Source organism: Crenobacter cavernae, from assembly GCF_003355495.1.
In the GTDB taxonomy this organism is placed as follows: Bacteria; Pseudomonadota; Gammaproteobacteria; order Burkholderiales; family Chromobacteriaceae; genus Crenobacter; species Crenobacter cavernae.
In genome coordinates this window covers 298,817-323,064 of record NZ_CP031337.1, presented here as the reverse complement: position 1 = coordinate 323,064, position 24,248 = coordinate 298,817, and the positions used below count along the sequence as shown (strand labels likewise).

Genomic DNA, 24,248 nt, shown 5'->3' with positions numbered 1-24,248 from the left:
ACAACGAATGAACGACACCTCCCTGATCCAGCAGATCGCCGTCGCCGCCTTGCCGGTGCTCCTGGCGATTACCCTGCACGAAGCGGCGCACGCCTACGCCGCGAAACGCTTCGGCGACGCGACCGCTTACATGCTCGGCCGCATGACCTTGAATCCGCTGAAACACATCGACCCGATCGGCACCGTGCTGTTGCCGATCGTGACGCTGATGATAGGCGGCTTCCTGTTCGGCTGGGCCAAGCCGGTGCCGGTCAACTTCGGCGCCTTGCGCAAGCCGCGCCAGCATTCGCGCTGGGTCGCCGCCGCCGGCCCGCTGGCCAACTTCGGCATGATGATAGGCTGGGCGCTGCTGTTCAAACTGGCGGTCAGCACCGATTCCTACTTCAGCGAACCGTTGCGGCTGATGAGCCAGATCGGCGTCTCGATCAACATCTCGCTGATGGTGCTCAACCTCTTGCCGATCCTGCCGCTCGACGGCGGGCGCATCGTAGAGAGCCTGTTGCCGCCGGGTGTCGCCTACCGCTACTCGCGGCTCGAGCCTTACGGCATGTGGATCCTGATCGGCCTGATCGTCACCGGTTTGCTGTCGGCCGTCCTGCGGCCGCTGATCAACCTGATGTATGATCTCTTGCAATTTTTCCTCTAATTTCTCAGAAATCGTTACATGTCCGCAGACCGCGTACTCTCCGGCATGCGCCCGACCGGCAAGCTTCACCTCGGGCACTACCACGGCGTGATCAAGAACTGGGTGGCGATGCAGCACACCCACGACTGCTACTTCATGGTCGCCGACTGGCACGCGCTGACCACTAGCTACGACGACGTCGCCATCATCGGCAAGAGCGTCTGGGACATGGTGATCGACTGGCTGGCCGCCGGCGTCGACCCGGAGAAGGCGACTATCTTCGTGCAGTCGAAAGTGCCGCAGCACGCCGAACTGCACCTCGCGCTGTCGATGATGACGCCGCTGGGCTGGCTCGAACGCGTGCCGACCTACAAGGACCAGATCGACAAGCTGTCGCACAAGGACCTCGGCACCTACGGCTTCCTCGGCTACCCGCTGTTGCAGGCGGCCGACATCCTGATCTACCGCGCCGGCCGCGTGCCGGTCGGCGAAGACCAGGTGCCGCACATCGAACTGACGCGCGAAGTCGCGCGCCGCTTCAACCACCTGTACGGTCGCGAACCCAACTTCGAGGAGAACGCGAAGGCCGCGGTCAAGAAGATGGGCAAGGCCGGCCGCGACTACGACCGTCTGCGCACCCGCTACCTGCAGGAAGGCGAAGGCGAGGCGCTGATGGCCGCGCGCGAGATCCTCGCCGCCAGCCAGAACGTCAGCCACGCCGACCGCGAACGGCTGGCCGGTTACCTCGAGAACAAGGGCAAGACCATCCTGCCCGAGCCCGAGGCCATGCTCGCCGAGGCGTCGAAGATGCCGGGCCTCGACGGTCACAAGATGTCTAAGTCCTACGGCAACACCATCGCTTTGAGGGAAGACCCGGCCGACGTCACGAAGAAGATCCGCGCGATGCCGACCGACCCGGCACGCGTACGCCGCACCGACCCGGGCGACCCGAGCCGTTGCCCGGTATTCCAGCTGCACCGGGTGTACAGCAGCGCGGAGACGCGCGAATGGGTGCAGGCCGGCTGTACCACCGCCGGCATCGGCTGTCTCGATTGCAAGCAGCCGGTGATCGACGGCGTGCTGCGCGAGCAGCAGCCGATGTTCGAGCGCGCGCAGGCCTACCTCGACAAGCCGGCGCTGGTGCGCGACGTCGTCGTCGCCGGCTGCGAGCGCGCCGAGAAGGTCGCGCGCGCGACGATGGACGAGGTGCGCGACGCGATGGGCTTGGGCCTGGGCTTCTGAGTTCGCGCCCACCCCGAACGCGTGTGAAGGTTGGCCGAGACTGAGCGAGGTCGCGTCGCGTCGCGAAGGAATCGCTCGGCCAACCTTTTTACCTTTGCGCTGTTAAATACGAAGGAGGGGCGATGGGCCGTTTCCTGATGGCGCTCGGCATCCTGGCGCTGGCCGGCGCTGTACTGCTGCGCTTGTTGGGGATGTCGGAAGAGAGCTTCGACGCGCTCGAGTCGTTGCTCGAGCTGGGCTTCATCGCGCTCGTTGTTTTCCTCGCGCTGAAGGCGCGCGAGGAGGAGAGGGAGAAGCGGCGCGACAAGGAGAAGAAGGAGAAGAAGGACGACGACGATTTCATCGTCGGGTGAAACTGGCCCGCCCCCGGCGAAACCGCTATCCTTCGCCCATGTCCGACCTCCCCATCGATTCCGACCTCTTCCCCGCCGCCGAAGGCTCGGCCAACCCCGGCCCGCAAGCGCCCGATGCCGCCGGACCGATCGCCATGGTATTCGGTCAGCCGGTGCTGGATGTGCCGCAGGACCTGTTCATCCCGCCCGACGCGCTGAAGGTCTTCCTCGACAGTTTCGAGGGGCCGCTCGACCTGCTCTTGTACCTGATCCGCAAGCAGAACCTGAACGTGCTCGACATCCCGATGGCGACCATTACCCGCCAGTATCTCGCCTACATCGACAGCATGCGCGCCGAGCGGCTCGAACTGGCCGCCGATTACCTCTTGATGGCGGCCTTGCTGATCGAGATCAAGTCGCGGCTGTTGCTGCCGCGCCCGCCGAAGGACGACGAGGGCGAACCCGACGATCCGCGCGCCGAACTCGTGCGCCGTCTGCTCGAGTACGAGCAGATGAAGCTCGCCGGGCTCGAGCTCGACAAGATCCCGCAGGCTGACCGCGACTTCGCGTGGCTGGCGGTGCTGATCGAGCAGGGCACCGAGGAGCGCCTGCCCGACGTCAACCCGGGCGACTTGCGGCTCGCGTGGATGTCCATCCTGTCACGCGCCAAGCACACGCGCCACCACAAGGTTGAGAAGGACGAGCTGTCCGTCAGGGAACAGATGAGCTGGATCCTGCGCCTGCTCGCCGGCCGCGACTACGTCGCATTCGAGGAGTTGTTCGACGTCGAGAAGGGCGTGCCGCACCTGGTGGTCAACTTCATCGCGGTGCTCGAACTGGTCAAGGAAGGCCTGATCAAGGTCAGCCAGGACGCCGCCTACCAGCCGATCTACGTGCGCCTGGCGCTGTTATAAAGGCTAGTCCAAGCCCTTGCGGCGGCGCCGGCTGCGATAATGTCCTGTTTTGGCAAAAAACCGTGTAAAATCCGCGCCTTCCCGCGACCTTGGCGCCGCGTCTGAGCTTTTCGTTGGCTACACTGCCCCTATGTCCACCTTCACCGACCTCAAGTACCTGAAAACGGTTCTCGAAACCGCGCTGCTCACCAGCAGCGAACCCTTGTCGGTGCCGATGCTCAAACGATTATTCACCGAGGACATCAAGGCGGCGTTGATCAACGAGATGCTCGACGAGATCCAGGCCGAATGGCGCGGGCGTGGCGTGGAGCTGGTCAAGCTCGCGTCCGGGTGGCGCTTTCGCGCCCGGGCCGAGTTCAACCCGTATCTGGCGCGGCTCAACCCGGAAAAGCCGCCGCGCTATTCGCGCGCGGTGATGGAGACGCTGGCGATCATCGCTTATAAGCAGCCGGTGACGCGCGGCGACATCGAGGCGATCCGCGGCGTGTCGGTGTCCTCGAGCGTGATGCAGAGCCTGAACGACCGCGGCTGGATCGAGGTGATCGGCCACAAGGACGTGCCCGGCCGCCCCGGTCTCTACGCGACCACGCGCAAATTTCTCGACGACCTGGGGCTGAACTCGTTGAGAGACCTGCCGCCCCTGGCCGAACTGGGCACGCTGATCGTGCCCGAAGCGGTCGACCCGTTGCCCGACCTTGTCGAACAGGCTGAAGAAGCAGCCCGCGAGCAGGCGGTCGACCCCGATACTGAACAGGAAAGTTATGTCTAAGAGCAAAAGTCAGCACGCGCGCCAACCGCTGTCGCGTGTGACCCGCAACCAGCCCGACGCGCCGCGTCAGCAAGGCAAGGGCCCGGTCAAGCCGGCCGGCCAGGGCAAGGCGCCGTTCCAGCGCGAAGAAAAACGCTTCGGCAAGCCGGGCGATGCCCCGCGCGGCCGTTCCGACGAGCGCCGCGAAAACGCGCCGTTCCAGCGCGACGACAGCAAACGCTTCGGCAAGCCGGGCGACGCGCCGCGCGGCCGTTCCGGCGAACCGCGCCGCGAAAACGCGCCGTTCCAGCGCGACGACAGCAAGCGCTTCGGCAAGCCGGGCGATGCCCCGCGCGGCCGTTCCGGCGAGCCGCGCCGCGAAAACGCGCCGTTCCAGCGCGACGACAGCAAGCGTTTCGGCAAGCCGGGCGATGCCCCGCGCGGCCGTTCCGGCGAACCGCGCCGCGAAAACGCGCCGTTCCAGCGCGACGACAGCAAGCGTTTCGGCAAACCGGGCGAAACCCCGCGCAGCCGTTCGGGTGAGCCGCGCCGCGAAAACGCGCCGTTCCAGCGCGACGACAGCAAGCGTTTCGGCAAGCCGGGCGAAACCCCGCGCAGCCGTTCGGGTGAGCCGCGCCGCGAAAACGCACCGTACCACCGCGAGGACAAGCGCAATGACAGCGGCGAACGCCGCTTCGAACGCGATCCGCAGGAACGCGGCTTCGGCGAAGCGCGCGATTTCGGCAAGGGCAAGAAAGCCGCACCGGTCGCGCGCGCCAAGAAACTGGCGCTGCGCGACCCGTCGAACACCATCCAGCAGCGCACCAAGCAGTTGCGCGAAACGCGCGTCAAGATCGACGAATTCGAGCCGGTGCGTCTGCAAAAGGCGCTCGCCAACTCGGGCGCCGGTTCGCGCCGCGACATGGAAGAGCTGATCGAGGCCGGCCAGGTCTTCGTCAACGGCAAGAAGGCGACGCTCGGCGACAAGGTCGGCCCGCGCGACAAGGTGCTGGTGCAGGGCCACCAGGTCAAGCTGAAGTGGCCCGACCGTCTGCCGCGCATCATCATCTATCACAAGCAGGAAGGCGAGATCGTGTCGCGCGACGACCCGGAAGGCCGCGTCAGCATCTTCGACCGCCTGCCGCAGGCCAAGAGCAGCCGCTGGGTGACCGTCGGCCGTCTCGACGTGAACACCTCGGGCCTGTTGATCGTCACCACCAGCGGTGAGCTGGTGAACCGCATGGCCCACCCGAGCTTCGAGGCCGAGCGCGAATACGCGGTGCGCGTACTCGGCGAACTGACCGACGAGCAGAAGAAGGCGCTGACCAGCGAAGTGCTGCTCGACGACGGCCCGGCGCGCTTCGACCGCCTGATGGATCAGGGCGGCGAGGGCATCAACCACTGGTACCGCGTCGTGATCCGCGAAGGCCGCAACCGCGAGGTGCGCCGCATGTTCGAAGGCTATGGGCTGACGGTGAGCCGACTGATCCGCCTGCGCTTCGGCCCGATCGGGCTGCCGGCGCGGCTGAAGCGCGGCCAGTTCTACGAGCTGAACGAGCTCGAGGTGGCCAACGTGATGAAATGGGCCGGCCTGACCGTGACCGGTCAGGTCAAGCCCGAGAAGCCGGCGCGTTAAGGGCGGGAGGCGGGCGAGCGATGAGCAAGGCGTTCACCAAGGAAAGCGACGATCTCGAAGACGATCTGCCGCCCGAACAGAAACTGCCGGCGTCGACGCGCAACTATCTGACGCCGGCCGGCTGGCAGCGGATGAAGGACGAGCTCTACCACCTGGTCAAGCGCGAGCGGCCCGAGGTGGTGCAGGCGGTGAACCTTGCCGCCAGCAACGGCGATCGTTCCGAGAATGGCGACTACATCTACGGCAAGCGCCGTCTGCGCGAGATCGACCGCCGCATCCGGTTTTTGACCAAGCGGCTGGAGATCGCCGAGGTGGTCGACCCGGAGATTCGCGAAGCGACCGACCAGGTCTTCTTCGGCGCGACGGTGACGGTGTCGCGTGGCGACGGCCACGAGCAAAGGCTGGCCATCGTCGGCGTCGACGAGATCGACCTGCCGCGCGGCCACATCAGTTGGATCTCGCCGATCGCCCGTGTGCTGATCAAGGCGCGCGAGGGCGACATGGTGGTTTTCCACGGCCCGCAAGGGGCGGAGGAGATCGAGATCCTCGAGGTGGCGTACCAGCGCATCGAGTAAGCCCCGCCGTTCGGCAGGGACAAGGCGGCAAAAGGTTGGCCGAGCTAAAAGCTCGGCCAACCTTTTTGCGTTCTGCTATGCGGCGCCAGGGCTCGGCCAAGCTTCAAGTTGTCGCCTCAATCATGCCCTTCGCGCAACGCGTGCGCGACGCGGTAGCACTGTTCGATATGCGTGTTGCCCAGATACACCATCGCGCCGTAGCTGAGCCCCGCCGCGGCGGCCTGGCCGACCAGCGGCACGAAGCGTGCGACCTGTTTCAAGGTGAGCCGCACGCCGACCTTCTTGAGTACCGCAAGCAGCAGCTCCTGCGAGATCACCTGGCCGATCAACAGGCTGCCCGCCTTCTTCACCACGCTGTAGACCAGCGCCTGCTTTTCCAGCGGTAGGCCGTCGATCTCTCGCGGCGTCAGGCCGAAGCGCGCGTTGATCGCCGGGATCAGCTCCATCAGCAAGGTCAGGTCGGTCGCGACGTCGATGCCGGGCAGCGGCACCACCGCGACCGACGCCGACAGCGCGGCGCGGCGGCGCACCATCGCGCGGCATTCGGCGCGCAGCGCGTCGAGGTCTTCTTGGACGATGGGAACGGTCATGGGGCCTCCTCGTCAGGTGGCGGCGACAGCGCGTGGTTGAACGCGTGCCAGCCGGTGGCGGCGTCGCAGCCGGCGCGTTCGAGCGCCGTCTCCAAGAGGCGCGCCTGTTCGCGGTACAGCGTCGCCTCGAGCTTCGCGCCTTCGGCGCTCAGAAACAGCCGCTTCATGCGTTTGTCCGCCGGATCGGCCTCGGCGTTCACCAGCCCCATCTCGATCAGCTGCCGCAAGGGCATGTTAAGCGCCTGCTTGGACACGTTCAGCGTTGCGAGCAGCGCCTTCACCGACTGCCCCGGATGGCGCGCGAGAAAGAACAGCACACGGTGGTGGACGCGCGCGAGGCCGCGCCGTTCTAAGATTTCGTCGGGCTTCGCGGTGAACGCCTGGTAGGCGAAGAAGAAGTGTTCCATCGCCGCGCGCAGGTCGGTTTCGGCGCTCGGTGCGGGCTTGTTTACGTCAAGCATATTGACTCGATTCGATGTTTGCGCGATCTTTAGGTCAATCTGACTGACCTAATTAGGAGGGTAGCATGTTTTCCGAGCGCATCAATCGCCTGTCCGGTTCGCTGATCCGCGAAATCCTTGCCGCCGCGCAGCGCCCCGAGGTGATCTCCTTCGCCGGCGGGCTGCCGGCGGCCGAGAAGCTGCCCGACTTCGACTGGAGCGCGATGCCCAAATCGCTCGCGCAATACGGCATGAGCGAGGGCGAGCCGGCCTTGCGCGCCAAGCTCGCCGAGCATGTCAGCGCGCTCGGCCTGCCGTGTAGCGCCGATCAGGTGCTGGTGGTGAGCGGCTCGCAGCAGACGCTGGACCTTGCCGCCAAACTCTTCGTCGACCCCGGCACGCCGGTGCTGGTCGAGGGGCCGACCTTCCTCGCCGCGCTGCAGGTGTTCCGGCTGTTCGGCGCCGACTGCCTCGGCGTGCCGCTCACGTCTACCGGCATCGACGTCGCCGCGCTCGAAGCGCAGCTGAAGGCGCGTAAACCCGCGTTCGCCTACCTGATCCCGACCTTCCAGAACCCGTCCGGCGCGCGCTACGACGACGCGACGCGCGACGCGGTTGCCGCCTTGCTCGACGCGTACGACGTGCCCTTGCTCGAGGACGACCCGTACCGCGATCTGAGTTTCGACGGCGTGGCGGCGACACCGATTTGTTCGCGCTTGAAGAAGGCGCCGTGGATCTACACCGGTACGCTGTCCAAAACCTTGGCGCCCGGCCTGCGCGACGCCTTCCTCGTCGCCTCGCCCGAACTGTTCCCTTACTTCGTGAAGCTGAAGCAGGCGGCCGACCTGCACAGCTGCCGCTACGCGCAGTGGCAAGCCGAACAGTGGCTCGGCACGTCGAAGTTGGCCGAGCACGTCGCCGGCCTGATCGGTTTCTACCGCGAGCGGCGCGATGCGATGCAGTGCTCGCTCGAGCGCCACTTCGCCGATCTCGCCGACTGGCAGACGCCCGAGGGCGGGCTGTTCTTCTGGCTCCGCCTCAAGCGCGACGTCGATACGCGCAAGCTGCTGCCGCTGGCGCTAGCAGAGGACGTCGCCTTCATGCCGGGCGAGCCATTCTTCCCTGACCCGGACGACGGCATCGGCCACCTGAGGCTCAACTTCAGCCACGCGCCGGCCGGACGGATCGAGGAGGGTATCAAGCGGCTGGCAGCGATCCTGCGCGCCGCGGGCGCCTAAGAGGGCTTGAACGGCAGGCTTGAACAAAAAAGCTCGGCCAACCCGTAAAGGTTGGCCGAGCTGTTGTTTGAGGCGGCAGCCGGCTTACTGCGCCTGGCCGGCTTCGTCTTCGAGCATCGCCACGCCGGCGAGTCCCGAACGGAACACCGCCTGCTGCAGCGTCTCTACCGCCTTCTTGCGCGAGAACTGCTTGCGCGTGACCAGCATCACGCGGCGCAGCGGCGTCGGGTCGGTGAACGGCACCACCGAGAACAGCGTCGCGTCGCCGGCGCCGACCGAGGTGCTCGGCAGCACGGTGATGCCCATGCCGCTGGCGACCATGTGGCGGATGGTGTTCAGCGAGCTGCCCTGCAGCATGCCGGCGAGGCCGCCGTGCTGCGCCTGGCGGCTGGCCAGTTCGCTGCACGAGGCGAGCACTTGGTCGCGGAAGCAGTTGCCCTGCGTCAGCAAGAGCACGCTCTCGCCCTCGTTGCCGAGTTCCTGCGCCTCGACCGCGGCGCGCTTCTCCCACGGGTGGCCCTTGGGCGTCGCGACGACGAACGGTTCGTCGTACAGCGGGTAGGCGAGCGTGCCCGGCTCGTCGAACGGGTCGGCGACGATGATCGCGTCGACCTCGCCGCGCTTGAGCATCTCGGCCAACCTCGACGTGTAGTTCTCTTCGAGATACAGCGGCATGTCCGGCGCGAGCACGCGCAGCGCCGGGATCAGCTTGGGCAGCAGATACGGCCCGATGGTGAAGATCACACCGAGCTTCAGCGGCCCGACCAGCTCGTTCTGGTGCTCGCCGGCCAGCCGCTTGACCGCGTCGGCCTCCTCGAGCACGCGGTGCGCCTGCTCGACGATGCGCTCGCCGATCTCGGTGACCGCGACCTCGGCGCCTCCGCGCTCGAACAGCATCACGCCCAGTTCGTCCTCGAGCTTCTTGATCGCGATCGACAGCGTCGGCTGGCTGACGAAGCAGCGCTGGGCGGCGCGGCCGAAGTGGCGCTCGCGCGCGACCGCGACGATGTAACGCAGTTCGGTCAGCGTCATGGTCTAGCGCGGGTTCTCCGGCAGCACGATGTTGACCTCGAGCACCTCGAAGTTGTCCTGCCTCTCCAGGTGCACCTTGATGTCGTCCTGGTTGACCGACACGTACTTCGAGATCACTTCCATCAACTCGCGCTGCAGCGCCGGCAGGTAGTCGGGCGCGCCGCCGCGGCCGCGCTCGTGCGCGAGGATGATCTGCAGCCGTTCACGGGCGGTGTCGGCCGACTTCTTGCGCTTGCCGAACAGCATATCTATCAGCGACATGGTTTAGCCTCCGAACAAGCGTTTCAACAGCCCGACCTTCGGCGTGTCGAGGAAACGCATCGTTTTTTCCTCGCCGAGGAAGCGCGCGACGATGTCCTTGTACGCCTCGGACACGTCGCTGCCGTTCAGGTGGATCGCCGGCGTGCCGGAGTTCGACGCCTGCAGCACGCTCTGCGATTCGGGCACGACGCCCAACAGCGGCACGCGCAGGATTTCCTTCACGTCGTCGACCGACAGCATCTCGCCCTTGTCGACGCGGCCCGGCGCGTAGCGGGTGATCAACAGGTGCTCCTTGACCGCCTCCTGGCCGTTGACCGCGCGGCGCGACTTGGACGACAGGATGCCGAGGATGCGGTCGGAGTCGCGCACCGACGAGACTTCCGGGTTGGTCACGATCAGCGCCTCGTCGGCGAAGTGCAGCGCCATCAGCGCGCCCTTCTCGATGCCGGCGGGCGAGTCGCACACGATGTAGTCGAAGCCCATGTCGGCGAGGTCCTTGAGCACCGCTTCGACGCCGTCCTCGGTCAGCGCGTCCTTGTCGCGCGTCTGCGACGCCGGTAGCACGTAGAGGTTGTCGCAGTGCTTGTCCTTGATCAGCGCCTGGTTGAGGCTGGCTTCCTTGTTGACGACGTTGATGAGGTCGTACACCACGCGGCGCTCGCAACCCATGATCAGGTCGAGGTTTCTGAGGCCGACGTCGAAGTCGATCACGACGGTCTTGTTCCCCCTGAGCGCGAGCCCGGAGGCGAAGCTCGCACTGGTGGTGGTCTTGCCCACGCCGCCCTTGCCGGACGTTACAACGATGATTCGTGCCACGGTGGTTTCCTCAATGAAACTGGATGTCGGTTATTCGCCCAGGGCGCTCATCACCAGACGCTCGTTTTCCAGGTAGACCTGGGTCGGGCGGCCCTTGATGCTGGCCGGCAGCGCCTGTTCGATGGTGCGGTAGACGCCCGCGATGGATACCAATTCGGCTTCCATCGCGTAAGTGAAAATGCGTGAAGAAGTGTTGCCGCGAGCGCCGGCCAGCGCCCGTCCGCGCAAGTGCGAGTAGACGTGGATGCTGCCGTCGGCGATCACCTCGGCGCCGGCGCTGACCATCGCGAGCACGACGAGGTCGCCGCCCTTCGCGTAGATCTGCTGGCCGGCGCGCACCGGCTTGTCGACGATCAGCGTCGGCACGGCGGCGGGCGCTTCGGCCGGGCGCGGTGTCTCGGCCTTGGCCGGTGCTTCCTGGTGTCGCGTACAGGGGCTCGGCGTGTACGCGAGGCCGAAGCGGCGCGCGAGGGTGCCGACGTTCTCGTCGGGGTGGCGCAGCGCCACCGCGCGCACGCCGCGGCGCGCGAAGGCGGGCAGCAGGCGGCCGAGGTCGAGCGCGCACGGCTCGCTCAGCGCTTGGAGGTCGAGCACGAAAGCCTCGGTCTCGTCGGCGACCGCGAAACGCTCTTCGAGCGCTGCGATCAGCGCGCCGGCATCGGCGGTTTTCAGGTGCAGGGCCAGCAGGTCGAGGCTGGCGGATTTGATGTCGAAGGCGGTCGCCGTTTGGCTCATGGTCGCTATCCGGAAGATAGATTTCTTCAATGAATATGAGCGAGTTTAAAGCCTTGCCGTGGGCCTTTCAACGGCTTGATGGCGCTTTATCGCGCTTGGCCGGCGCCGGTGTCGCACCTTGTCCACCCGTGCCGCAGTGCACTGCAGCAGAGTGTCACGCAAAAATCATGACATTTCTATAGAGTGTGATAAAAATATCAGTAAACAGAGCGGCTTGCCGGTTGCTGCAGTGCAAAAAAACATTTGACATGCTATTGCGGCGCTCCTAGTATGGGATTGTGCAATGCAGCAAAGCGGTTCCGGTCGTTTAATCCGAGTCGTGCCAACCAATAAGTGAGGAGTGTCTGACATGTCGATCAATCAGCAAGAGTTTTCCGCCCTCGGCCAAGCCCAGCTGGACAAGGCCGTCCGTTTCTCCGCGATCCTGCTCGGCAGCGCCGAGCGTTTCGCCAGCCTGCAGCTGGAACTGTCGCGCAAACTGTTGGCCGACAACGCCAAGGTCATCAAGTCGCTGTCCGAAGTGAAGGACGCCAAGGCGCTGACCGAATGGCAAGCCGCCCAGGCGCAGCCGACCATCGACCAGGCCTTCACCGTCGCGCGTAACGTCTACGACGCGTCGCTGACCACCCAGAACGAAATCGCCGCCTTCCTCGAAGAGCAGGTGGCCGAACTGAACAAGAACGTGATCGGCGGCCTCGACCGCTTCGCCAAGAGCGCGCCGGCCGGTTCCGACGTCGCGGTGAACGCGGTGAAGACCTTCATCAACACCACCAACGCCGCTTTCGAGAGCGTGAGCCAGACCGCCAAGAAGGTGAGCGCCGACCTGGCCGAAGCCGGCGTCGAAGCCGCGACCCACTCGGCGCAGGCAGCGACCGCCGCCGTCGCCCGCAAGAAGCCGGCCACCGGCAACGACGTCGCCTGATCTTTCCTCCGCTGTAAGCGCTTGACCCGCCCGGGAGCGATCCCCGGCGGGTTTTTTGTCGCCTGGAGAGCGGCTAGCGCGGCGCCGCGGGCGCCTGCTGTTGCCAGAGTCGTTCGAGGAGTTCGTTGAACAGGCCGTGCTGGCCGAAGGCGTACAGGGTGACGCCGGCGAGGGTGCGCGCGTAGTGGCGTTGCAGCGGTAGCGGCAGGGCGAATTCGGAGACGAGGTTGGCGTCGGGTTCGGCGGCTTCGCCGAGGCTTTGCCAGTAGGCGTCGGACAGCGCGACCAGTTCCTCGGTCAGCGCGCGCTGGCTGTCGAAGAGTCCGGGGCAGTCCGGCTGGGATTGGGCGTCGTGCGGCCAGGCGGCGAGGCAGGCGCGCGTCAGCCGGTCGAGGTAGCTGTGCACGAAGCCTGCCGCCCCGGCCGGGCCGGCATTCAACCAGGCGCCGGGCAGCGGGGCGAGTGCGTCGAGGACGGGGCAGGCGACGCAAAGGGCATCGTCGTCGCCGGCGGCGATCAGCATGAAGCCGTACTGCTCGCCGAGCGGATGCCAGGCGCCGGCCAGTTCGACGTAGGCGGCGGGGACCGCGTGCGCAAGCTCGGCGCGGTAGCGCGCGTTGGCAAGCGTAGGTTGGCCGAGGTCGACCAGCAGCCCGGGGGCGGCGAGGCCCTGCCAGTCGGGCTGGCCGGGGAGCATCGCCGCGCCGACGCCGGCCAAGACGAAGCCCCGGGCCACCAGGCGGCGCCGGATCCAGTCGAGGTGGGGCGCGTGGCCCAGGGCGGCTATTTCCACTATGCGTCGTGTGCAGGAGGTCGGCGGGCGCGGCGGTGGATCAGCACAGCAGCGCCGTCCGCGTTTCGGATTCGGCCAGGCGGTTGAGAAACCAGGACAACGTATTGCCCGGCTCGGTTTCCTTCCACGCATAGTATAAGCGAAGCGGCGGTCTGGGCTCGCCGACCGCTTTCTCGACCAGGCGGCCGCAGGCGATGTAGGGTGCGGCCAGTTTGCGCGGGACGAAGCCGCAGCCGAGGCCGGCCGCGATCAGCGCCAGTTTCTCGGCCAGGGTCGCGACCGACAGTATCGGCTGACCGCCTGGGATGGACGCGCCGCGCGCCAGAGGGTGGCGCGAGGTGTCGGCGATGGCGACGGTGCGGTGGCGGCGCAGTTCCGCCGGCGGAATCGGCTCGCTTGCCGCCGCGAGCGGATGGCCGGGCGCGACGACGAAGGCGAAGTCGAGGGTGCCGAGCGGCTTTTGCTGGAGATGGCCGGACTGCGCCGATTCGGGCGCACCGAGCGCGAGGTCGGCGCGTCCGCCCTCGAGCGCCTCCCAGACGCCACCTCCGGCGTCGCGGTCGAAGCGCAGCCGCGTCGGCGCGGCGAGCGCGTCGAAGTCGGCGATCAGCGCGACGAGGCTGTCGAACGGCACCGTCTCGCCCAGCGAGACGCGCAGCTCGCCCTCCCAGCCGGTGTTCTGCCGCTGCAGCCTTTCTTCGAGCACGGCGGCGGCGTCGAGCAGCCGGCGTCCCTCGTCGAGCAACAGGCGGCCGGCCTCGGTCAGCCGTGCACGGTGGCCGCTGCGGTCGAACAGCGTGACGCCCAGATCCTGCTCGAGTTTCTGGATGGTGTAGGTGATCGTCGACGGCACGCGGCACAGCGCCTGCGCGGCGGCGGCGAAGCTGCCTTCGCGCTCGATGGCGTCGAGGACGGCCATCGCGTCGAGCGAGAGCTTCATGTTCGATTTTCCTGAGTCATGGCTCGGGTCGTCATCGTCGTCATTCCCGTCATCGAGTCGTGTACTTGGAGCTTTTCGAGCAGGATGCGGTCAATGTTCGCTGTCGTGCAAGCCATTCGCCACTTTTCGCGGCGCAGCAGGTGCAAAAAAACTGAATTTGACCGGGCGGCGTGACGCGGCGCTTGCTGGTAATGCTTTTGGCATGATATTGGGCGCGCGCGGTTCAGCGCAGGTGCGACGCCGTGATGTCGGCGCCGCTGTCGCGGTGTGGCCGCAAGACGCATCGGACAGCGACAGCCTGGCCGAGCCGGGCCAGGTTCGGGATAGGGTGGGCGCAAAAAAAGCCGGTCGTTCGACCGGCTTTTTCGATGGGGGCGGAGGCGATCAGGCCTTCGCGCGGGCGATGCTCTCGTCGAGCTCGGCCTTCGCTTCGGCGATGCCGGCCCAGCCCTGGATCTTCACCCACTTGCCCTTTTCGAGGTCCTTGTAGTGCTCGAAGAAGTGGACGATCTGGTCGCGCAACAGTTGCGGCAGGTCTTCCAGCTTCTGGACGTCCTTGTACATCGGACAGAGTTTTTCCACCGGCACGGCGATCAGCTTGGCGTCGACGCCGCCGTCGTCTTCCATCTTCAGCATGCCCAGCGCGCGGCAGCGCACCACCACGCCCGGCGGCAGGCCGAACGGGGTGACGACCAGCACGTCGACCGGGTCGCCGTCGCCCGACAGCGTGTTTGGCACGAAGCCGTAGTTGGCCGGGTACATCATCGACGTGCCCATGAAGCGGTCGACGAAGATCGCGCCCGACTCCTTGTCGAATTCGTACTTGATCGGCGCGCTGTTGGCGGTGATCTCGATCACGACGTTGAAGTCGTTCGGCATGTCCTTGCCCGGGGCGATGCGGTCCAGATTCATTGGTAAGTCCTCTCGCTAGGAGTTGAGGTCGGTTAACCTCGCGATTATACCAGCTTGCGCCGCCGCATCCGGTGGCCGGATGGGTCTGCAGCAGGCGCTCGCGGTATAATGCTGCCAACCTTTTGCCACGAGACGACAAGATGCTCGACAAGCTGATCATCGAATTCGACAAGGGCGTGCGTACGCTGTTCGCGCCGGCGCATAGCCGCCGCGCGCACCCGGACGAGCACCTGCCCGACGCCGAGCTGACCGACGCCGAGAAGCGCCACGCGCTGGGGCTGATGCGCGTCAACCACTGCGGCGAGATCTGCGCGCAGGCGCTGTACCAGGGCCAGGCGCTGACCGCGCGCGACCAGGACGCACGCGAAGCGCTCAGGCACGCGGCGGTCGAGGAAGAAGAGCACCTGGCGTGGACCGAGCGCCGCATCCGGGAACTGGGCGGCCACCCGTCGCTGTTCAACCCGCTGTGGTACACCGGCTCGCTGGCGATCGGCGTTGCCGCCGGCCTGCTCGGCGACAAGTGGAACCTCGGCTTTCTCGAGGAGACCGAGCACCAGGTCGGGGCGCACCTCGACAGCCACCTGAAAGAGCTGCCGGAAGACGACGCGAAGAGCCGCGCGATCGTCGAGCAGATGCGCGACGACGAGGCCGAACACGCGAAGATGGCGCACCAGTACGGTGCGGCGCCGCTGCCGCCGCCGGTGAAAGGGCTGATGAAGCTGACGTCTAAGATCATGACGACGACCAGCTACCGGATCTGATCCCATTAAAAAAGCTCGGCCAACGTTGGCCGAGCTTTTTTAATGCGCGCACGGCTCAGAAAAACACGAAGGTCATCAGCACGAACAGCGGGATCAGCACCGCGCCTGACCACGCCATGTAGCCGAAGAAGGACGGCATCGCGACGCCGCGCTCCTCGGCGATCGCCTTGACCATGAAGTTCGGCGCGTTGCCGATATAGCTGTTGGCGCCCATGAACACCGCGCCTGCCGAGATCGCCGCGAGCGTCGCCGCGCCGTGGCTCATCAGCTGGGCGGCGTCGCCGCCGGCGAGGTTGAAGAACACCAGGTAGGTCGGCGCGTTGTCGAGGAAGCTCGACAAGGCGCCGGTCAGCCAGAAATACGCACTATTGATCGGCGCACCGTTGGTGTCCTTCACCAGCGCGACCAGCGGCGAGAACGCGCCGGCCTCGGCGGCCTTCAGCATCGCGAGCACCGGGATCATCGTCGCGAAGATGCCGGCGAACAGCTTGCCGACTTCGAGCATCGGCCCCCAGTTGAACGCGTTCGCGGTGCGGCAGCGCCCCGGCGTCAAGGCGAGTGAGGCGAGCGTGATCGCGATCAGCAGGACATCGCGCGCGAGATCCTGCAGCGCGACATCCATGCCGAGCAGCGAATAGCTAATCCCCGGTTTCCACGTTCCAGACAGCAGCACCGCGCCGACGATGGCGGCGAGCAGGATCAGGTTCACCTTGCCCTCGAGCGTGACGCGCGAGTCAGGTGTCGGGTCTCGCAGTGGCGGCAGGTCTTCTTCCTTGTGGTAGTAGTGGCGATCGAGCGCGTAGAACGCAGCGAGCAGCAGCGCGCTGGCGAACAGCGTGAACGGCAGCATGTGGGCGAAGGTCCAGCCGAAGCTCACGCCCTTCAGGAAGCCGAGGAACAGCGGCGGGTCGCCCAGCGGCGTCAGCGAGCCGCCGACGTTGGCGACGAGGAAGATGAAGAACACCACGACGTGCGTCTTGTGGCGCCGGCTGTCGTTGGCGCGCAACAGCGGGCGGATCAGCAGCATCGCCGCGCCGGTGGTGCCGGCGAAGCTCGCGAGCAAGGTGCCTGTAGCGAGGAAGCGCGTGTTGGTCCACGGCGAGCCGTGCAGGTTGCCGCGCAGATAGATCCCGCCGGCGACGGTGAACAGCGCGGTCAACAGGATGATGAACGGCAGGTACTCGAACAAGAGCGTGTGCGCGAGTTCGTGCGCGACGGTGCCCCAGCCGAGCAGCATGCCCATCGGCACGATCATCGCCAGCGTCCAGCCGGCGGCGATCTTGCCGAAGTGATGGTGCCAGAGCGACGGCAGTACGAGCGGCAAGAGCGCGATCGACAGCAACAGGCCGGCGAACGGCAGCGCCCACGGCAGCGCGAGGCTCGCTCCGTCTACGCCGGCGTGAGCGGCGATCGGGGCCAGTGCGCAGGAAAGCGCAAGCGCCAGACGAGGAAGCAGGGTCATGGTCGGGTCCGCGTGAAAAATGCCGGCCAGTGTAACAGCGGGTCGATGCGCCGCGGTTTAGAGGCTTACCCTAGCGTGCTGACCCTATGTAGGAGCCGCGCACGCTTCTTGCTTTGAGGAAGGCATCCTCGGCCAACCTTGTACGCCGCGCCATGACCCGCGTCCTCCTGATCCACGACACGCCGATCCATATCGACAGGCTCTCCGACGCGCTCGTCGCCGCCGGCTGCGACGTGGTCGCCGAACTCGGCTCGGCGCTGGCGCTCGCCGCCGCGGTTGCGCGCTACGCGCCCGACATGATCATCGTCGACGCCGCGTCGCCGAGCCGCGACGCGCTGGCCGGCCTGTGCGTCGTCAGCGCCGAGAGCCCGCGTCCTATCGTGATGTTCACCGGCGAGCGCGACCCTTCGGTGATGCGCGCCGCGGTGAAGGCCGGCGTGTCGGCCTACGTGGTCGACGGACTCGCGCCCGAGCGGCTGGTGCCGGTGCTCGACGTCGCGATCGCCCGCTTCGACGAGGAACAGCGCCTGCGCGGCGAGCTCGACGCGGCCCGCCGCCAGCTCGCAGACCGCAAGTGGATCGACAAGGCCAAGGGCCTGTTGATCGAAAAACGCGGTCTGACCGAGGACGCCGCCTACCAGCTGTTGCGCAAGAGCGCGATGGAGCAGGGGCTGCGTGTGGCCGAGGTCGCGCGCCGCCTCGCAGAAGCCGCCCAGTTGCTGTCCTGAAAGCCCGCCATGATCGAATCCCTTCTCGTCCCCGGTTCCGGACCCGCAGCCTTCGCGCCGTCCGAGCGTAGCCCTCTCAAGGTCGGCTTTATGCGGCTCACCGACTGCGCGCCGCTGGTGCGCCGCGTGAACCGTTTCGACGTCTACGCCGACGTGGCCGACGCGCTCGGCATCCCGCTGCCGGCGTCGCCATGGCGTCTGGCCGGCGGCCCGCCATGATGGCGGGCAGGGATGCTGCGCCATGGTGCAGCGCAAGGCGATCGTGCCCGCTGATGGTGCAATGCAGAAAGCCCGGTTCCCGAAAACCGGGCTTTTTTGCGTGCAGCAGGGAAAAAGCGGGCTGGCACGACGCTTGCTCATAGCTTGGCGAGGCCACCGCACCCCCATTCCTCTCGGGATCACGTGTTGAAGGCGTAACAGGCGAGCGGCGGCCTCACCAGGCTCAACGGCGAGCCCACAAGCGCAAGACCGGCCCAACGACGGGCCAACAGGACAACGGCGTCCCTGCCGGTTCTCCCTCGGGAGGCCTCCGGCAAGGACGCCTTTTTTATCGCTGTGCGTTTCGGGAGAAAGTCATGAACAAGAGCTTCTGGCAGTCCGGCCACACGCCCACGCTGTTGGCGTCGTTTTTCTATTTCGACCTCAGTTTCATGGTCTGGTACCTGTTGGGCCCGCTCGCGGTGCTGATGGCGACCGACCTTTCCCTCACCGCGCAGGAACGCGGCCTGATGGTGGCGACGCCGACGCTCGCCGGCGCGCTGTTGCGCATCGTGTTCGGCGTGCTGGTCGACAAGATCGGGCCGAAGCGCTCGGGTCTGATCGCGCAGGTGATCGTGATAGCCGCGCTGGCCGCCGCCTGGCTGATCGGCGTGAACTCGTTCGAACAGGCGCTGCTGCTCGGGCTGTTCCTCGGCGTCGCCGGCGCGGCGTTCGCCATCGCCTTGCCGCTGGCGTCGCGCTGGTATCCGCCCGAGCACCAGGGCACCGCGCTCGGCATCGCCGGCGCGGGCAACTCGGGCACCGTGTTCGCCGCGCTGTTCGCACCGGCGTTGGCGCTCGCCTACGGCTGGCAGAACGTATTCGGCCTCGCGCTGATCCCGCTTTGTGTCGCCTTCGTCGTCTTCCTCGTCGCCGCGAAGGACGCTCCGGACGCGCCTGCGCCCAAGACGTTCGCCCAGTATCTGGCCGTGCTGTCCGACCCGGACGCCTGGTGGTTCATGCTCTTCTACTGCCTGACCTTCGGCGGCTTCATCGGGCTCGCGTCGTCGCTGCCCGGCTACTTCCACGACCAGTTCGGCATGGGCCCGGTGCACGCCGGCTACGCGACCGCCGCCTGCGTGCTCGCCGGCTCGATGATGCGCCCGATGGGCGGCGTGCTCGCCGACCGCATCGGCGGCATCAAGAGCCTGCTGTCGGTCTACGGCATCGCGGCGCTCGCCATCGTCGGCGCGAGTATGGCCGGTGGCGCGGCCTCGACCATCGCGCTGTTCATCGTCGCGATGCTCGCGCTCGGCGCCGGCAACGGCTCGGTGTTCCAGCTGGTGCCGCAGCGCTTCGCGCGCGAGATCGGCGTGATGACCGGCGTGATCGGCATGGCCGGCGGCGTCGGCGGCTTCCTGCTCGCTGCGGGCTTGGGCGTCGTCAAGCAGCACACCGGCGACTACCGGATGGGTCTGGTGCTGTTCGCGGCGCTGCTCTTGTCCGGCTGGATCGGCCTGTCGAAGGTGAAGAGCCGCTGGCGCACCACCTGGGGCTCGTCCGAACTGACCTCCGCCCGCGTGTAAGGACGACAAAGTGAACGCGCCCACCATACCTTGCGTCGCTTGGGGCGTCGCCAGCGCCGCCGGTCCGAAGCCCGCCAACCAGGACGCCTGGTTCGTGGTCGAGCCTGACGGGTCGAGCCCGGCGCGGCGCGGCGTGCTGGCGCTGCTCGCCGACGGCGTCAGCGGCTCGGCCGACGGGGCGCGGGCGGCACGCGAGGCGGTGCGCGAACTGGCCGCCGACTTCTACGCGGCGCCCGAGCGCTGGGACGCGGCCGAATTCTTGCCGAAGCTGTTTTCCCGCCGCCACCTGAGGCTGTGCGCGACCGAAGAGAGCGGCATGAGCACGCTCGCCGCGCTGGCGCTGGAAGGCCGGCGCGCGGTCATCGCCAACGTCGGCGACACCCGCGTCTACCGCGTCGCCGGCGGCGTCTGCGAATGCCTCTCCGTCGACCATGTGCACACGCAGCCCGGCATGCGCCACGTGCTGACGCAGGCGCTGGGCCTGGCCGGCGCTCTGGACCCGGCACGGCGCGTGCTCGACGTCGCGCCCGGCGCGCGCTTTGTGCTCGCGACCGACGGCGTGTGGGCGGTTTTGGAACCTGCAAGCTTGGCCGAGCTCGCCTCGATCGCCGACCCGCAGGCCGCCGCCGACGCGCTGGTCTGCGCGGCGCTCTCGGCCGGCGGCCAGGATAACGCCAGCGCACTGGTGCTGACGGTGCTGTCGCTGCCGGTGCACGACAGCCCGGAGGACGACGGCGCGCTGCCGGCGCGGCTGGCGCCGGGCGACGAGGTAGACGGGCTTGCGGTGCTCGAGCGTCTGCACGACAGCCCGGGCGGCCGCGTGGTGCGGGTGCGGGGCGCCGACGGCGACGAGTGCCTGCTCAAGACCCTCGCGCCGCGCCTCGCCGACGACGAGGCCGCGCTCGCCGGGCTCGACAGCGAGGAGTGGCTGCTGCGCCGCTTCGCCGGCCCCGGCGTCGCCGAATGGCGGCCGCACGCTGTGCGCACGCAGCGCTATCTGCTGCTGACCCACCACGCCGGCGCCACGTTGGCCGAGCGCCGCGAACGGCGCGAGGCGTGGAGCGTGCCGCAGGCGCTGGGGCTGACCGGAAAACTGTTGAAGTCGCTCGCGTGGCTGCACGGAGAGGGCGTCGCGCACGGCGACATCAAGCCCGACAACCTGCACCTCTCCGACGACGGTGCGCTGCGCCTGCTCGATTTTGGTGCAGCGCGCGTCGCCGGGCTGATCGAACCGGTGCGCGCCGCCGGCACGCCGAGCTACATGGCGCCCGAGCTGTTCTGCGGCGCGCCGGTGTCCGAGGCGTCCGACGTCTACGCCGCCGGCGTCACCGTCTACTGGCTGCTGACCGGCCACTACCCGTACGGCGAGCTCGAGGCGTTCCAGCGCCCCGTCGACGCCAAGCCGGTGCCGCCGTCGCGCTACCGGCCCGACTTGCCGGCCTGGTTCGAGGCGCAGTTGCTCAAGGCCGTCGCGCGCGAACCGCGCGACCGCTACCCGAGCGCCGGCGCGTGGCTGATCGCGCTCGGTCGTGGCGACGCGCCGGCCAGGCCGTCTCCTGCAAAACGCGCCGCGCTCGCGCTCTGGCAGCAGATCGCGCTGGTGTCGCTGGCACTGAATTTGCTGTTGTTTTACCTGTGGGCGCTGGCCCGCTGAAAGGAAGCATCATGGATCGCAAGAAACTGGTACTGGTCGGCAACGGCATGGCCGGCATCCGCGCGCTCGAGGAACTCTTCGCGCTCGCGCCCGACGCCTACGACGTCACCGTGTTCGGCGCCGAGCCGCACCCGAACTACAACCGCATCCTCTTGTCGCCGGTGCTGGCCGGCGAGCAGGACTTCTGCGACATCGTGCTCAACGACCTCGCGTGGTACGAAGAACACAATATCCGGCTGTACTTGAACAGCAAGGTCGAACACATCGACCGCGAGAACAAGGTCGTACGCGCCGAGGACGGCACCGAGGTGCCGTACGACGTCGCCATCCTCGCGACCGGCTCGCAGCCTTTCATCCTGCCGGTGCCGGGGCGCGACCTTGACGGCGTGCTCGCCTACCGCGACATCGCCGACACGCAGGCGATGATGGACGCTGCGGCTACCGGCGGCGACGCGGTGGTGATCGGCGGCGGGCTGCTGGGCCTCGAGGCCGCGAACGGGCTGATGAAGCGCGGCATGAGGGTCACCGTCGTTCATCTGGGTAAATGGCTGCTCGAGCGTCAGCTCGACGAGACCGCCGGCAAGTTGCTGGAGGCGTCGCTCGCGTCGCGCGGCATGGACTTCTGCCTGAATGCGCAGACCGAGGCGCTGCTCGACGACGGCGCGGGCCGTGTCGCCGGCGTGCGCCTGGCTGACGGCCGCGTACTGCCGGCCAAGCTCGTCGTGATGGCGGTCGGCATCCGGCCGGACGCCAAGTTGGCCGAGGCCGCCGGCCTCGACTGCAACCGCGGCGTCGTCGTCGACGACACCTTGCGCACGTCCGACCCTTCCATCTACGCGCTCGGCGAATGCGCGAACCACCGCGGCATCGCCTACGGCCTCGTCGCGCCGCTGTACGAGATGGCCAAGGTGCTCGCGCAGCACCTGGCCGGGACTAGCGAGGCGGCCTACCAGGGCTCGCTGTTGTCGACCAAGTTAAAAGTAACCGGCATCGAGCTGTTCTCGGCCGGCGACTTCATGGGCGGCGACGACTGCGAGGACATCGTGCTGTCCGACCCGGCCGCCGGCCTCTACAAGCGCCTCGTCATCAAGGGCGACAAGCTGGTCGGCGCCTGCTTGTACGGCGACAGCGCCGACGGCGGCTGGTACTTCAAGTTGATGCGCGAGAGCCGCGAACTCGCCGAGACGCGCGACCGGCTGATGTTCGGCGAGGCGTTTCATCTGGGCGACAAGGCCGGCGCGGATCGGACGGCGGCGATGGCCGACGCCGACGAGGTGTGCGGCTGCAACGGCGTGTGCAAGGGCACCATCGTCAAGGCGATCACCGAGCAGGGGCTGATGAGCGTCGACGCGGTGAAGAAGCACACCAAGGCGGCCAGCTCGTGCGGTTCGTGCACCGGCCTCGTAGAGCAGATCCTGCTGAACACGCTCGGCAGCGACTTCCAGGAGTCGCCGAAAACTAAAGTAATCTGCGGCTGCACCGAACATACGCACGGCGAGGTGCGCGCCGCGATCCGCGAGAAGCACCTGACCACCATCCCCGACGTGATGCGCGCACTGAACTGGCGCACGCCTAACGGCTGCGCCAGCTGCCGCCCGGCGCTCAACTACTACCTGGTGTCGACCTGGCCGCGCGAGGCGATAGACGACCCGCAGAGCCGCTTCGTCAACGAGCGCGTGCACGCCAACATCCAGAAGGACGGCACCTATTCGGTGATCCCGCAGATGATGGGCGGCGTCACCAACGCCGCCGAGCTGCGCCGCATCGCCGACGTCGCCGACAAGTACCAGGTCCCGATGGTCAAGGTCACCGGCGGCCAGCGCATCGACCTGTTGGGCATCAAGAAGGACGACCTCGTCGACGTGTGGCGCGACCTCGGCATGAAGTCCGGCTACGCCTACGGCAAGTCGATCCGCACCGTGAAGACCTGCGTCGGCTCCGAGTTCTGCCGCTTCGGCACGCAGAACAGCACGCAGATGGGCATCGACCTGGAGACGATGCTCGGCCGCATGTGGAGCCCGCACAAGGTGAAGCTCGCAGTCAGTGGCTGCCCGCGCAACTGCGCCGAATCGGGCATCAAGGACGTCGGCATCATCGGCGTCGACTCCGGCTGGGAGCTCTACGTCGGCGGCAACGGCGGCATCAAGACCGAGGTCGCGCAGTTCTTCGTCAAGGTGAAGACCGCCGACGAGGTGCGCGAGTACGCCGGCGCCTTCCTGCAGCTCTACCGCGAGGAGGCCTACTACCTCGAGCGCACCGTGCACTACCTCGCGCGCGTCGGCCTCGAACATGCGAAGGCGAAGGTGCTCGACGACGCCGAGAACCGCAAGGCGCTGTACGAGCGGCTGTTGTTCTCGCTTGAAGGCCTGCCCGACCCATGGGAAGAGCGGGTGCAGGGCGCGCAGCAACACGAATACAAGACGCTGGAGGTGGTGTGATGGAGAGCAACTGGAAAGCGGTCTGCGAACTTAAAGAGATCCCGAGACTGGGCAGCCGCGTCGTCAAGCGCGCCGGGCACGATGACATCGCGCTGTTCCGTACCGAAACCGACGCGGTGTTCGCGCTGACCGACCGCTGCCCGCACAAGGGCGGCCCGCTGTCGCCCGGGATCGTGGTCGGCGAGGCGGTCGCCTGCCCGCTGCACGGCTGGGTGATCAACTTCTCCGACGGCCGTGCGTGCGCGCCGGACGAAGGGTGCACCGGCAAGCATCCGGTGCGGGTGGAAGAAGGGGTGATCTGGCTGGCGGTGGGCTGATCGCCTGAACAGGCCCGGTTCTTGCTTGAATTAAGTCAAGCTTTACCGATGTTCTTTAACCTCGATTCGAGCGGCTGCGCCGCGATGGGTTTTGATGCCGGTTCCACCGGCAGAGGGCAGGGGCTTTGTCTCGCCAAAGCCCCCTGCACCCCAAAGGCGAGCCCACCGCCGCTTTGATCCGCTTGACCGGCACCCGACGAGGCGCCGCCGAACGCGCCCCGCGCTACCGTCGCGGCGCTCAGACAGACGGCGGCTTAAAACCTCGCCGGGCACCGGTCAAGCGGCGCGGCGGAAGGGCATAAGGGTTCGTTGTCGGCAATGTAGGTGGGGTTCCATCGGAAAAGCACTCGATT

26 protein-coding genes are annotated in these 24,248 nt (G+C 67.1%); 16 read left to right on the top strand and 10 right to left on the bottom strand.

What is annotated here, in order from left to right:
* Positions 1-7: 7 nt before the first annotated feature.
* The 7 genes from DWG20_RS01435 to greB all read left to right on the top strand — a co-directional run bounded on the left by DWG20_RS01435 (position 8) and on the right by greB (position 6,072).
* Positions 8-646 carry a site-2 protease family protein gene (locus DWG20_RS01435; RefSeq protein WP_115432083.1) on the top strand — a complete coding sequence of 213 codons (639 nt, stop codon included), beginning with the start codon at positions 8-10 and terminating at the stop codon, positions 644-646.
* An 18-nt stretch (positions 647-664) separates the two neighbouring features.
* Positions 665-1,867 (top strand): tryptophan--tRNA ligase, encoded by a 1,203-nt coding sequence (locus DWG20_RS01430; RefSeq protein ID WP_115432082.1) that lies wholly within the window; start codon positions 665-667, stop codon positions 1,865-1,867.
* A gap of 122 nt (positions 1,868-1,989) precedes the next feature.
* Positions 1,990-2,220 (top strand): hypothetical protein, encoded by a 231-nt coding sequence (locus DWG20_RS01425; protein WP_115432081.1) that lies wholly within the window; start codon positions 1,990-1,992, stop codon positions 2,218-2,220.
* A 38-nt stretch (positions 2,221-2,258) separates the two neighbouring features.
* Complete coding sequence (locus DWG20_RS01420) at positions 2,259-3,113, top strand: segregation and condensation protein A (protein WP_115432080.1); 855 nt, start codon at positions 2,259-2,261, stop codon at positions 3,111-3,113.
* A 130-nt stretch (positions 3,114-3,243) separates the two neighbouring features.
* Positions 3,244-3,882 carry an SMC-Scp complex subunit ScpB gene (gene scpB, locus DWG20_RS01415; protein ID WP_115432079.1) on the top strand — a complete coding sequence of 213 codons (639 nt, stop codon included), beginning with the start codon at positions 3,244-3,246 and terminating at the stop codon, positions 3,880-3,882.
* Complete coding sequence (locus DWG20_RS16675) at positions 3,875-5,497, top strand: pseudouridine synthase (protein ID WP_115432078.1); 1,623 nt, start codon at positions 3,875-3,877, stop codon at positions 5,495-5,497. The genes scpB and DWG20_RS16675 overlap by 8 nt, the downstream gene beginning before the upstream one ends.
* A gap of 20 nt (positions 5,498-5,517) precedes the next feature.
* Positions 5,518-6,072, top strand: a complete 555-nt coding sequence (gene greB / locus DWG20_RS01405; RefSeq protein ID WP_115432077.1) for a transcription elongation factor GreB — start codon at positions 5,518-5,520, stop codon at positions 6,070-6,072.
* Between the two features lie 116 nt (positions 6,073-6,188).
* Here the strand turns inward: greB and DWG20_RS01400 are convergent, their stop codons facing one another.
* Positions 6,189-6,662 (bottom strand): hypothetical protein, encoded by a 474-nt coding sequence (locus DWG20_RS01400; RefSeq protein WP_115432076.1) that lies wholly within the window; start codon positions 6,660-6,662, stop codon positions 6,189-6,191.
* Complete coding sequence (locus tag DWG20_RS01395; RefSeq protein WP_115432075.1) at positions 6,659-7,123, bottom strand: MarR family winged helix-turn-helix transcriptional regulator; 465 nt, start codon at positions 7,121-7,123, stop codon at positions 6,659-6,661. The genes DWG20_RS01400 and DWG20_RS01395 overlap by 4 nt, the downstream gene beginning before the upstream one ends.
* 65 nt (positions 7,124-7,188) lie before the next feature.
* Between DWG20_RS01395 and DWG20_RS01390 the strand changes: the two genes are divergently transcribed.
* Positions 7,189-8,340 carry an aminotransferase-like domain-containing protein gene (locus DWG20_RS01390; protein ID WP_115432074.1) on the top strand — a complete coding sequence of 384 codons (1,152 nt, stop codon included), beginning with the start codon at positions 7,189-7,191 and terminating at the stop codon, positions 8,338-8,340.
* Between the two features lie 84 nt (positions 8,341-8,424).
* Here the strand turns inward: DWG20_RS01390 and DWG20_RS01385 are convergent, their stop codons facing one another.
* From DWG20_RS01385 to minC, 4 genes are read right to left on the bottom strand one after another with little or no spacing between them, the layout of a single operon-like run.
* On the bottom strand, positions 8,425-9,372 hold the full coding sequence (locus tag DWG20_RS01385; protein ID WP_115432073.1) for a LysR substrate-binding domain-containing protein: 948 nt from the start codon (positions 9,370-9,372) through the stop codon (positions 8,425-8,427).
* Positions 9,373-9,375: 3 nt separating this feature from the next.
* Entirely contained in the window at positions 9,376-9,633 is a 258-nt protein-coding gene (gene minE / locus DWG20_RS01380) for a cell division topological specificity factor MinE (RefSeq protein WP_115432072.1), read from the bottom strand.
* Positions 9,634-9,636: 3 nt separating this feature from the next.
* Complete coding sequence (minD, locus tag DWG20_RS01375; protein ID WP_115432071.1) at positions 9,637-10,449, bottom strand: septum site-determining protein MinD; 813 nt, start codon at positions 10,447-10,449, stop codon at positions 9,637-9,639.
* Between the two features lie 30 nt (positions 10,450-10,479).
* A complete protein-coding gene (gene minC, locus DWG20_RS01370) occupies positions 10,480-11,184 on the bottom strand; it encodes a septum site-determining protein MinC (RefSeq protein WP_115432070.1) in 705 nt (234 codons plus the stop codon).
* 349 nt (positions 11,185-11,533) lie between these two features.
* Here minC and DWG20_RS01365 point away from each other — a divergent pair, with 349 nt between their 5' ends.
* Positions 11,534-12,106, top strand: coding sequence for a phasin family protein (locus DWG20_RS01365; RefSeq protein WP_115432069.1), 573 nt, complete (start codon positions 11,534-11,536; stop codon positions 12,104-12,106).
* A gap of 73 nt (positions 12,107-12,179) precedes the next feature.
* On the opposite strand, the gene DWG20_RS01360 is transcribed toward DWG20_RS01365, so the two are convergent.
* The 3 genes from DWG20_RS01360 to ppa form a co-directional block, all read right to left on the bottom strand.
* On the bottom strand, positions 12,180-12,899 hold the full coding sequence (locus tag DWG20_RS01360) for a hypothetical protein (protein WP_115432068.1): 720 nt from the start codon (positions 12,897-12,899) through the stop codon (positions 12,180-12,182).
* 40 nt (positions 12,900-12,939) lie between these two features.
* Entirely contained in the window at positions 12,940-13,839 is a 900-nt protein-coding gene (locus DWG20_RS01355; protein ID WP_115432067.1) for a LysR family transcriptional regulator, read from the bottom strand.
* Between the two features lie 384 nt (positions 13,840-14,223).
* Positions 14,224-14,751 (bottom strand): inorganic diphosphatase, encoded by a 528-nt coding sequence (ppa, locus tag DWG20_RS01350; RefSeq protein WP_115432066.1) that lies wholly within the window; start codon positions 14,749-14,751, stop codon positions 14,224-14,226.
* Positions 14,752-14,891: 140 nt separating this feature from the next.
* On the opposite strand from ppa, the gene coq7 reads away from it, so the two are divergent.
* The gene (coq7, locus tag DWG20_RS01345; RefSeq protein WP_115432065.1) at positions 14,892-15,512 is read left to right on the top strand and encodes a 2-polyprenyl-3-methyl-6-methoxy-1,4-benzoquinone monooxygenase; all 621 of its coding nucleotides are present in this window, start codon (positions 14,892-14,894) and stop codon (positions 15,510-15,512) included.
* A 55-nt stretch (positions 15,513-15,567) separates the two neighbouring features.
* Here the strand turns inward: coq7 and DWG20_RS01340 are convergent, their stop codons facing one another.
* A complete protein-coding gene (locus tag DWG20_RS01340; RefSeq protein ID WP_115432064.1) occupies positions 15,568-16,974 on the bottom strand; it encodes a sodium:proton antiporter in 1,407 nt (468 codons plus the stop codon).
* Positions 16,975-17,126: 152 nt separating this feature from the next.
* Here DWG20_RS01340 and DWG20_RS01335 point away from each other — a divergent pair, with 152 nt between their 5' ends.
* From DWG20_RS01335 to nirD, 6 genes are all read left to right on the top strand, one after another.
* Positions 17,127-17,702 carry an ANTAR domain-containing response regulator gene (locus DWG20_RS01335; RefSeq protein ID WP_115432063.1) on the top strand — a complete coding sequence of 192 codons (576 nt, stop codon included), beginning with the start codon at positions 17,127-17,129 and terminating at the stop codon, positions 17,700-17,702.
* Between the two features lie 9 nt (positions 17,703-17,711).
* A complete protein-coding gene (locus tag DWG20_RS01330; RefSeq protein ID WP_115432062.1) occupies positions 17,712-17,921 on the top strand; it encodes a type 2 periplasmic-binding domain-containing protein in 210 nt (69 codons plus the stop codon).
* 356 nt (positions 17,922-18,277) lie between these two features.
* Positions 18,278-19,486: a nitrate/nitrite transporter gene (locus tag DWG20_RS01325; RefSeq protein ID WP_115432061.1), complete on the top strand. Its 1,209-nt coding sequence runs from the start codon at positions 18,278-18,280 to the stop codon at positions 19,484-19,486.
* A 10-nt stretch (positions 19,487-19,496) separates the two neighbouring features.
* Entirely contained in the window at positions 19,497-21,140 is a 1,644-nt protein-coding gene (locus tag DWG20_RS01320; RefSeq protein WP_115432060.1) for a bifunctional protein-serine/threonine kinase/phosphatase, read from the top strand.
* An 11-nt stretch (positions 21,141-21,151) separates the two neighbouring features.
* The gene (nirB, locus tag DWG20_RS01315) at positions 21,152-23,578 is read left to right on the top strand and encodes a nitrite reductase large subunit NirB (RefSeq protein WP_115432059.1); all 2,427 of its coding nucleotides are present in this window, start codon (positions 21,152-21,154) and stop codon (positions 23,576-23,578) included.
* Positions 23,578-23,895, top strand: a complete 318-nt coding sequence (gene nirD, locus DWG20_RS01310; RefSeq protein WP_220271995.1) for a nitrite reductase small subunit NirD — start codon at positions 23,578-23,580, stop codon at positions 23,893-23,895. The genes nirB and nirD overlap by 1 nt, the downstream gene beginning before the upstream one ends.
* Positions 23,896-24,248: the final 353 nt, after the last annotated feature.

Bases quoted from the DNA above. Each gene is read 5' to 3' on its own strand.
- DWG20_RS01365 (WP_115432069.1), top strand. From the start codon at position 11,534: ATGTCGATCAATCAGCAAGAGTTTTCCGCCCTCGGCCAAGCCCAGCTG.
- DWG20_RS01340 (WP_115432064.1), bottom strand. From the start codon at position 16,974: ATGACCCTGCTTCCTCGTCTGGCGCTTGCGCTTTCCTGCGCACTGGCC.
- DWG20_RS16675 (WP_115432078.1), top strand. From the start codon at position 3,875: ATGTCTAAGAGCAAAAGTCAGCACGCGCGCCAACCGCTGTCGCGTGTG.
- scpB (WP_115432079.1), top strand. From the start codon at position 3,244: ATGTCCACCTTCACCGACCTCAAGTACCTGAAAACGGTTCTCGAAACC.
- DWG20_RS01400 (WP_115432076.1), bottom strand. From the start codon at position 6,662: ATGACCGTTCCCATCGTCCAAGAAGACCTCGACGCGCTGCGCGCCGAA.
- DWG20_RS01420 (WP_115432080.1), top strand. From the start codon at position 2,259: ATGTCCGACCTCCCCATCGATTCCGACCTCTTCCCCGCCGCCGAAGGC.
- DWG20_RS01395 (WP_115432075.1), bottom strand. From the start codon at position 7,123: ATGCTTGACGTAAACAAGCCCGCACCGAGCGCCGAAACCGACCTGCGC.
- minE (WP_115432072.1), bottom strand. From the start codon at position 9,633: ATGTCGCTGATAGATATGCTGTTCGGCAAGCGCAAGAAGTCGGCCGAC.
- nirD (WP_220271995.1), top strand. From the start codon at position 23,578: ATGGAGAGCAACTGGAAAGCGGTCTGCGAACTTAAAGAGATCCCGAGA.
- DWG20_RS01385 (WP_115432073.1), bottom strand. From the start codon at position 9,372: ATGACGCTGACCGAACTGCGTTACATCGTCGCGGTCGCGCGCGAGCGC.
- DWG20_RS01325 (WP_115432061.1), top strand. From the start codon at position 18,278: ATGAACAAGAGCTTCTGGCAGTCCGGCCACACGCCCACGCTGTTGGCG.
- coq7 (WP_115432065.1), top strand. From the start codon at position 14,892: ATGCTCGACAAGCTGATCATCGAATTCGACAAGGGCGTGCGTACGCTG.
- DWG20_RS01335 (WP_115432063.1), top strand. From the start codon at position 17,127: ATGACCCGCGTCCTCCTGATCCACGACACGCCGATCCATATCGACAGG.
- DWG20_RS01435 (WP_115432083.1), top strand. From the start codon at position 8: ATGAACGACACCTCCCTGATCCAGCAGATCGCCGTCGCCGCCTTGCCG.
- DWG20_RS01330 (WP_115432062.1), top strand. From the start codon at position 17,712: ATGATCGAATCCCTTCTCGTCCCCGGTTCCGGACCCGCAGCCTTCGCG.
- DWG20_RS01390 (WP_115432074.1), top strand. From the start codon at position 7,189: ATGTTTTCCGAGCGCATCAATCGCCTGTCCGGTTCGCTGATCCGCGAA.
- ppa (WP_115432066.1), bottom strand. From the start codon at position 14,751: ATGAATCTGGACCGCATCGCCCCGGGCAAGGACATGCCGAACGACTTC.
- DWG20_RS01425 (WP_115432081.1), top strand. From the start codon at position 1,990: ATGGGCCGTTTCCTGATGGCGCTCGGCATCCTGGCGCTGGCCGGCGCT.
- greB (WP_115432077.1), top strand. From the start codon at position 5,518: ATGAGCAAGGCGTTCACCAAGGAAAGCGACGATCTCGAAGACGATCTG.
- minC (WP_115432070.1), bottom strand. From the start codon at position 11,184: ATGAGCCAAACGGCGACCGCCTTCGACATCAAATCCGCCAGCCTCGAC.
- DWG20_RS01430 (WP_115432082.1), top strand. From the start codon at position 665: ATGTCCGCAGACCGCGTACTCTCCGGCATGCGCCCGACCGGCAAGCTT.
- nirB (WP_115432059.1), top strand. From the start codon at position 21,152: ATGGATCGCAAGAAACTGGTACTGGTCGGCAACGGCATGGCCGGCATC.
- DWG20_RS01355 (WP_115432067.1), bottom strand. From the start codon at position 13,839: ATGAAGCTCTCGCTCGACGCGATGGCCGTCCTCGACGCCATCGAGCGC.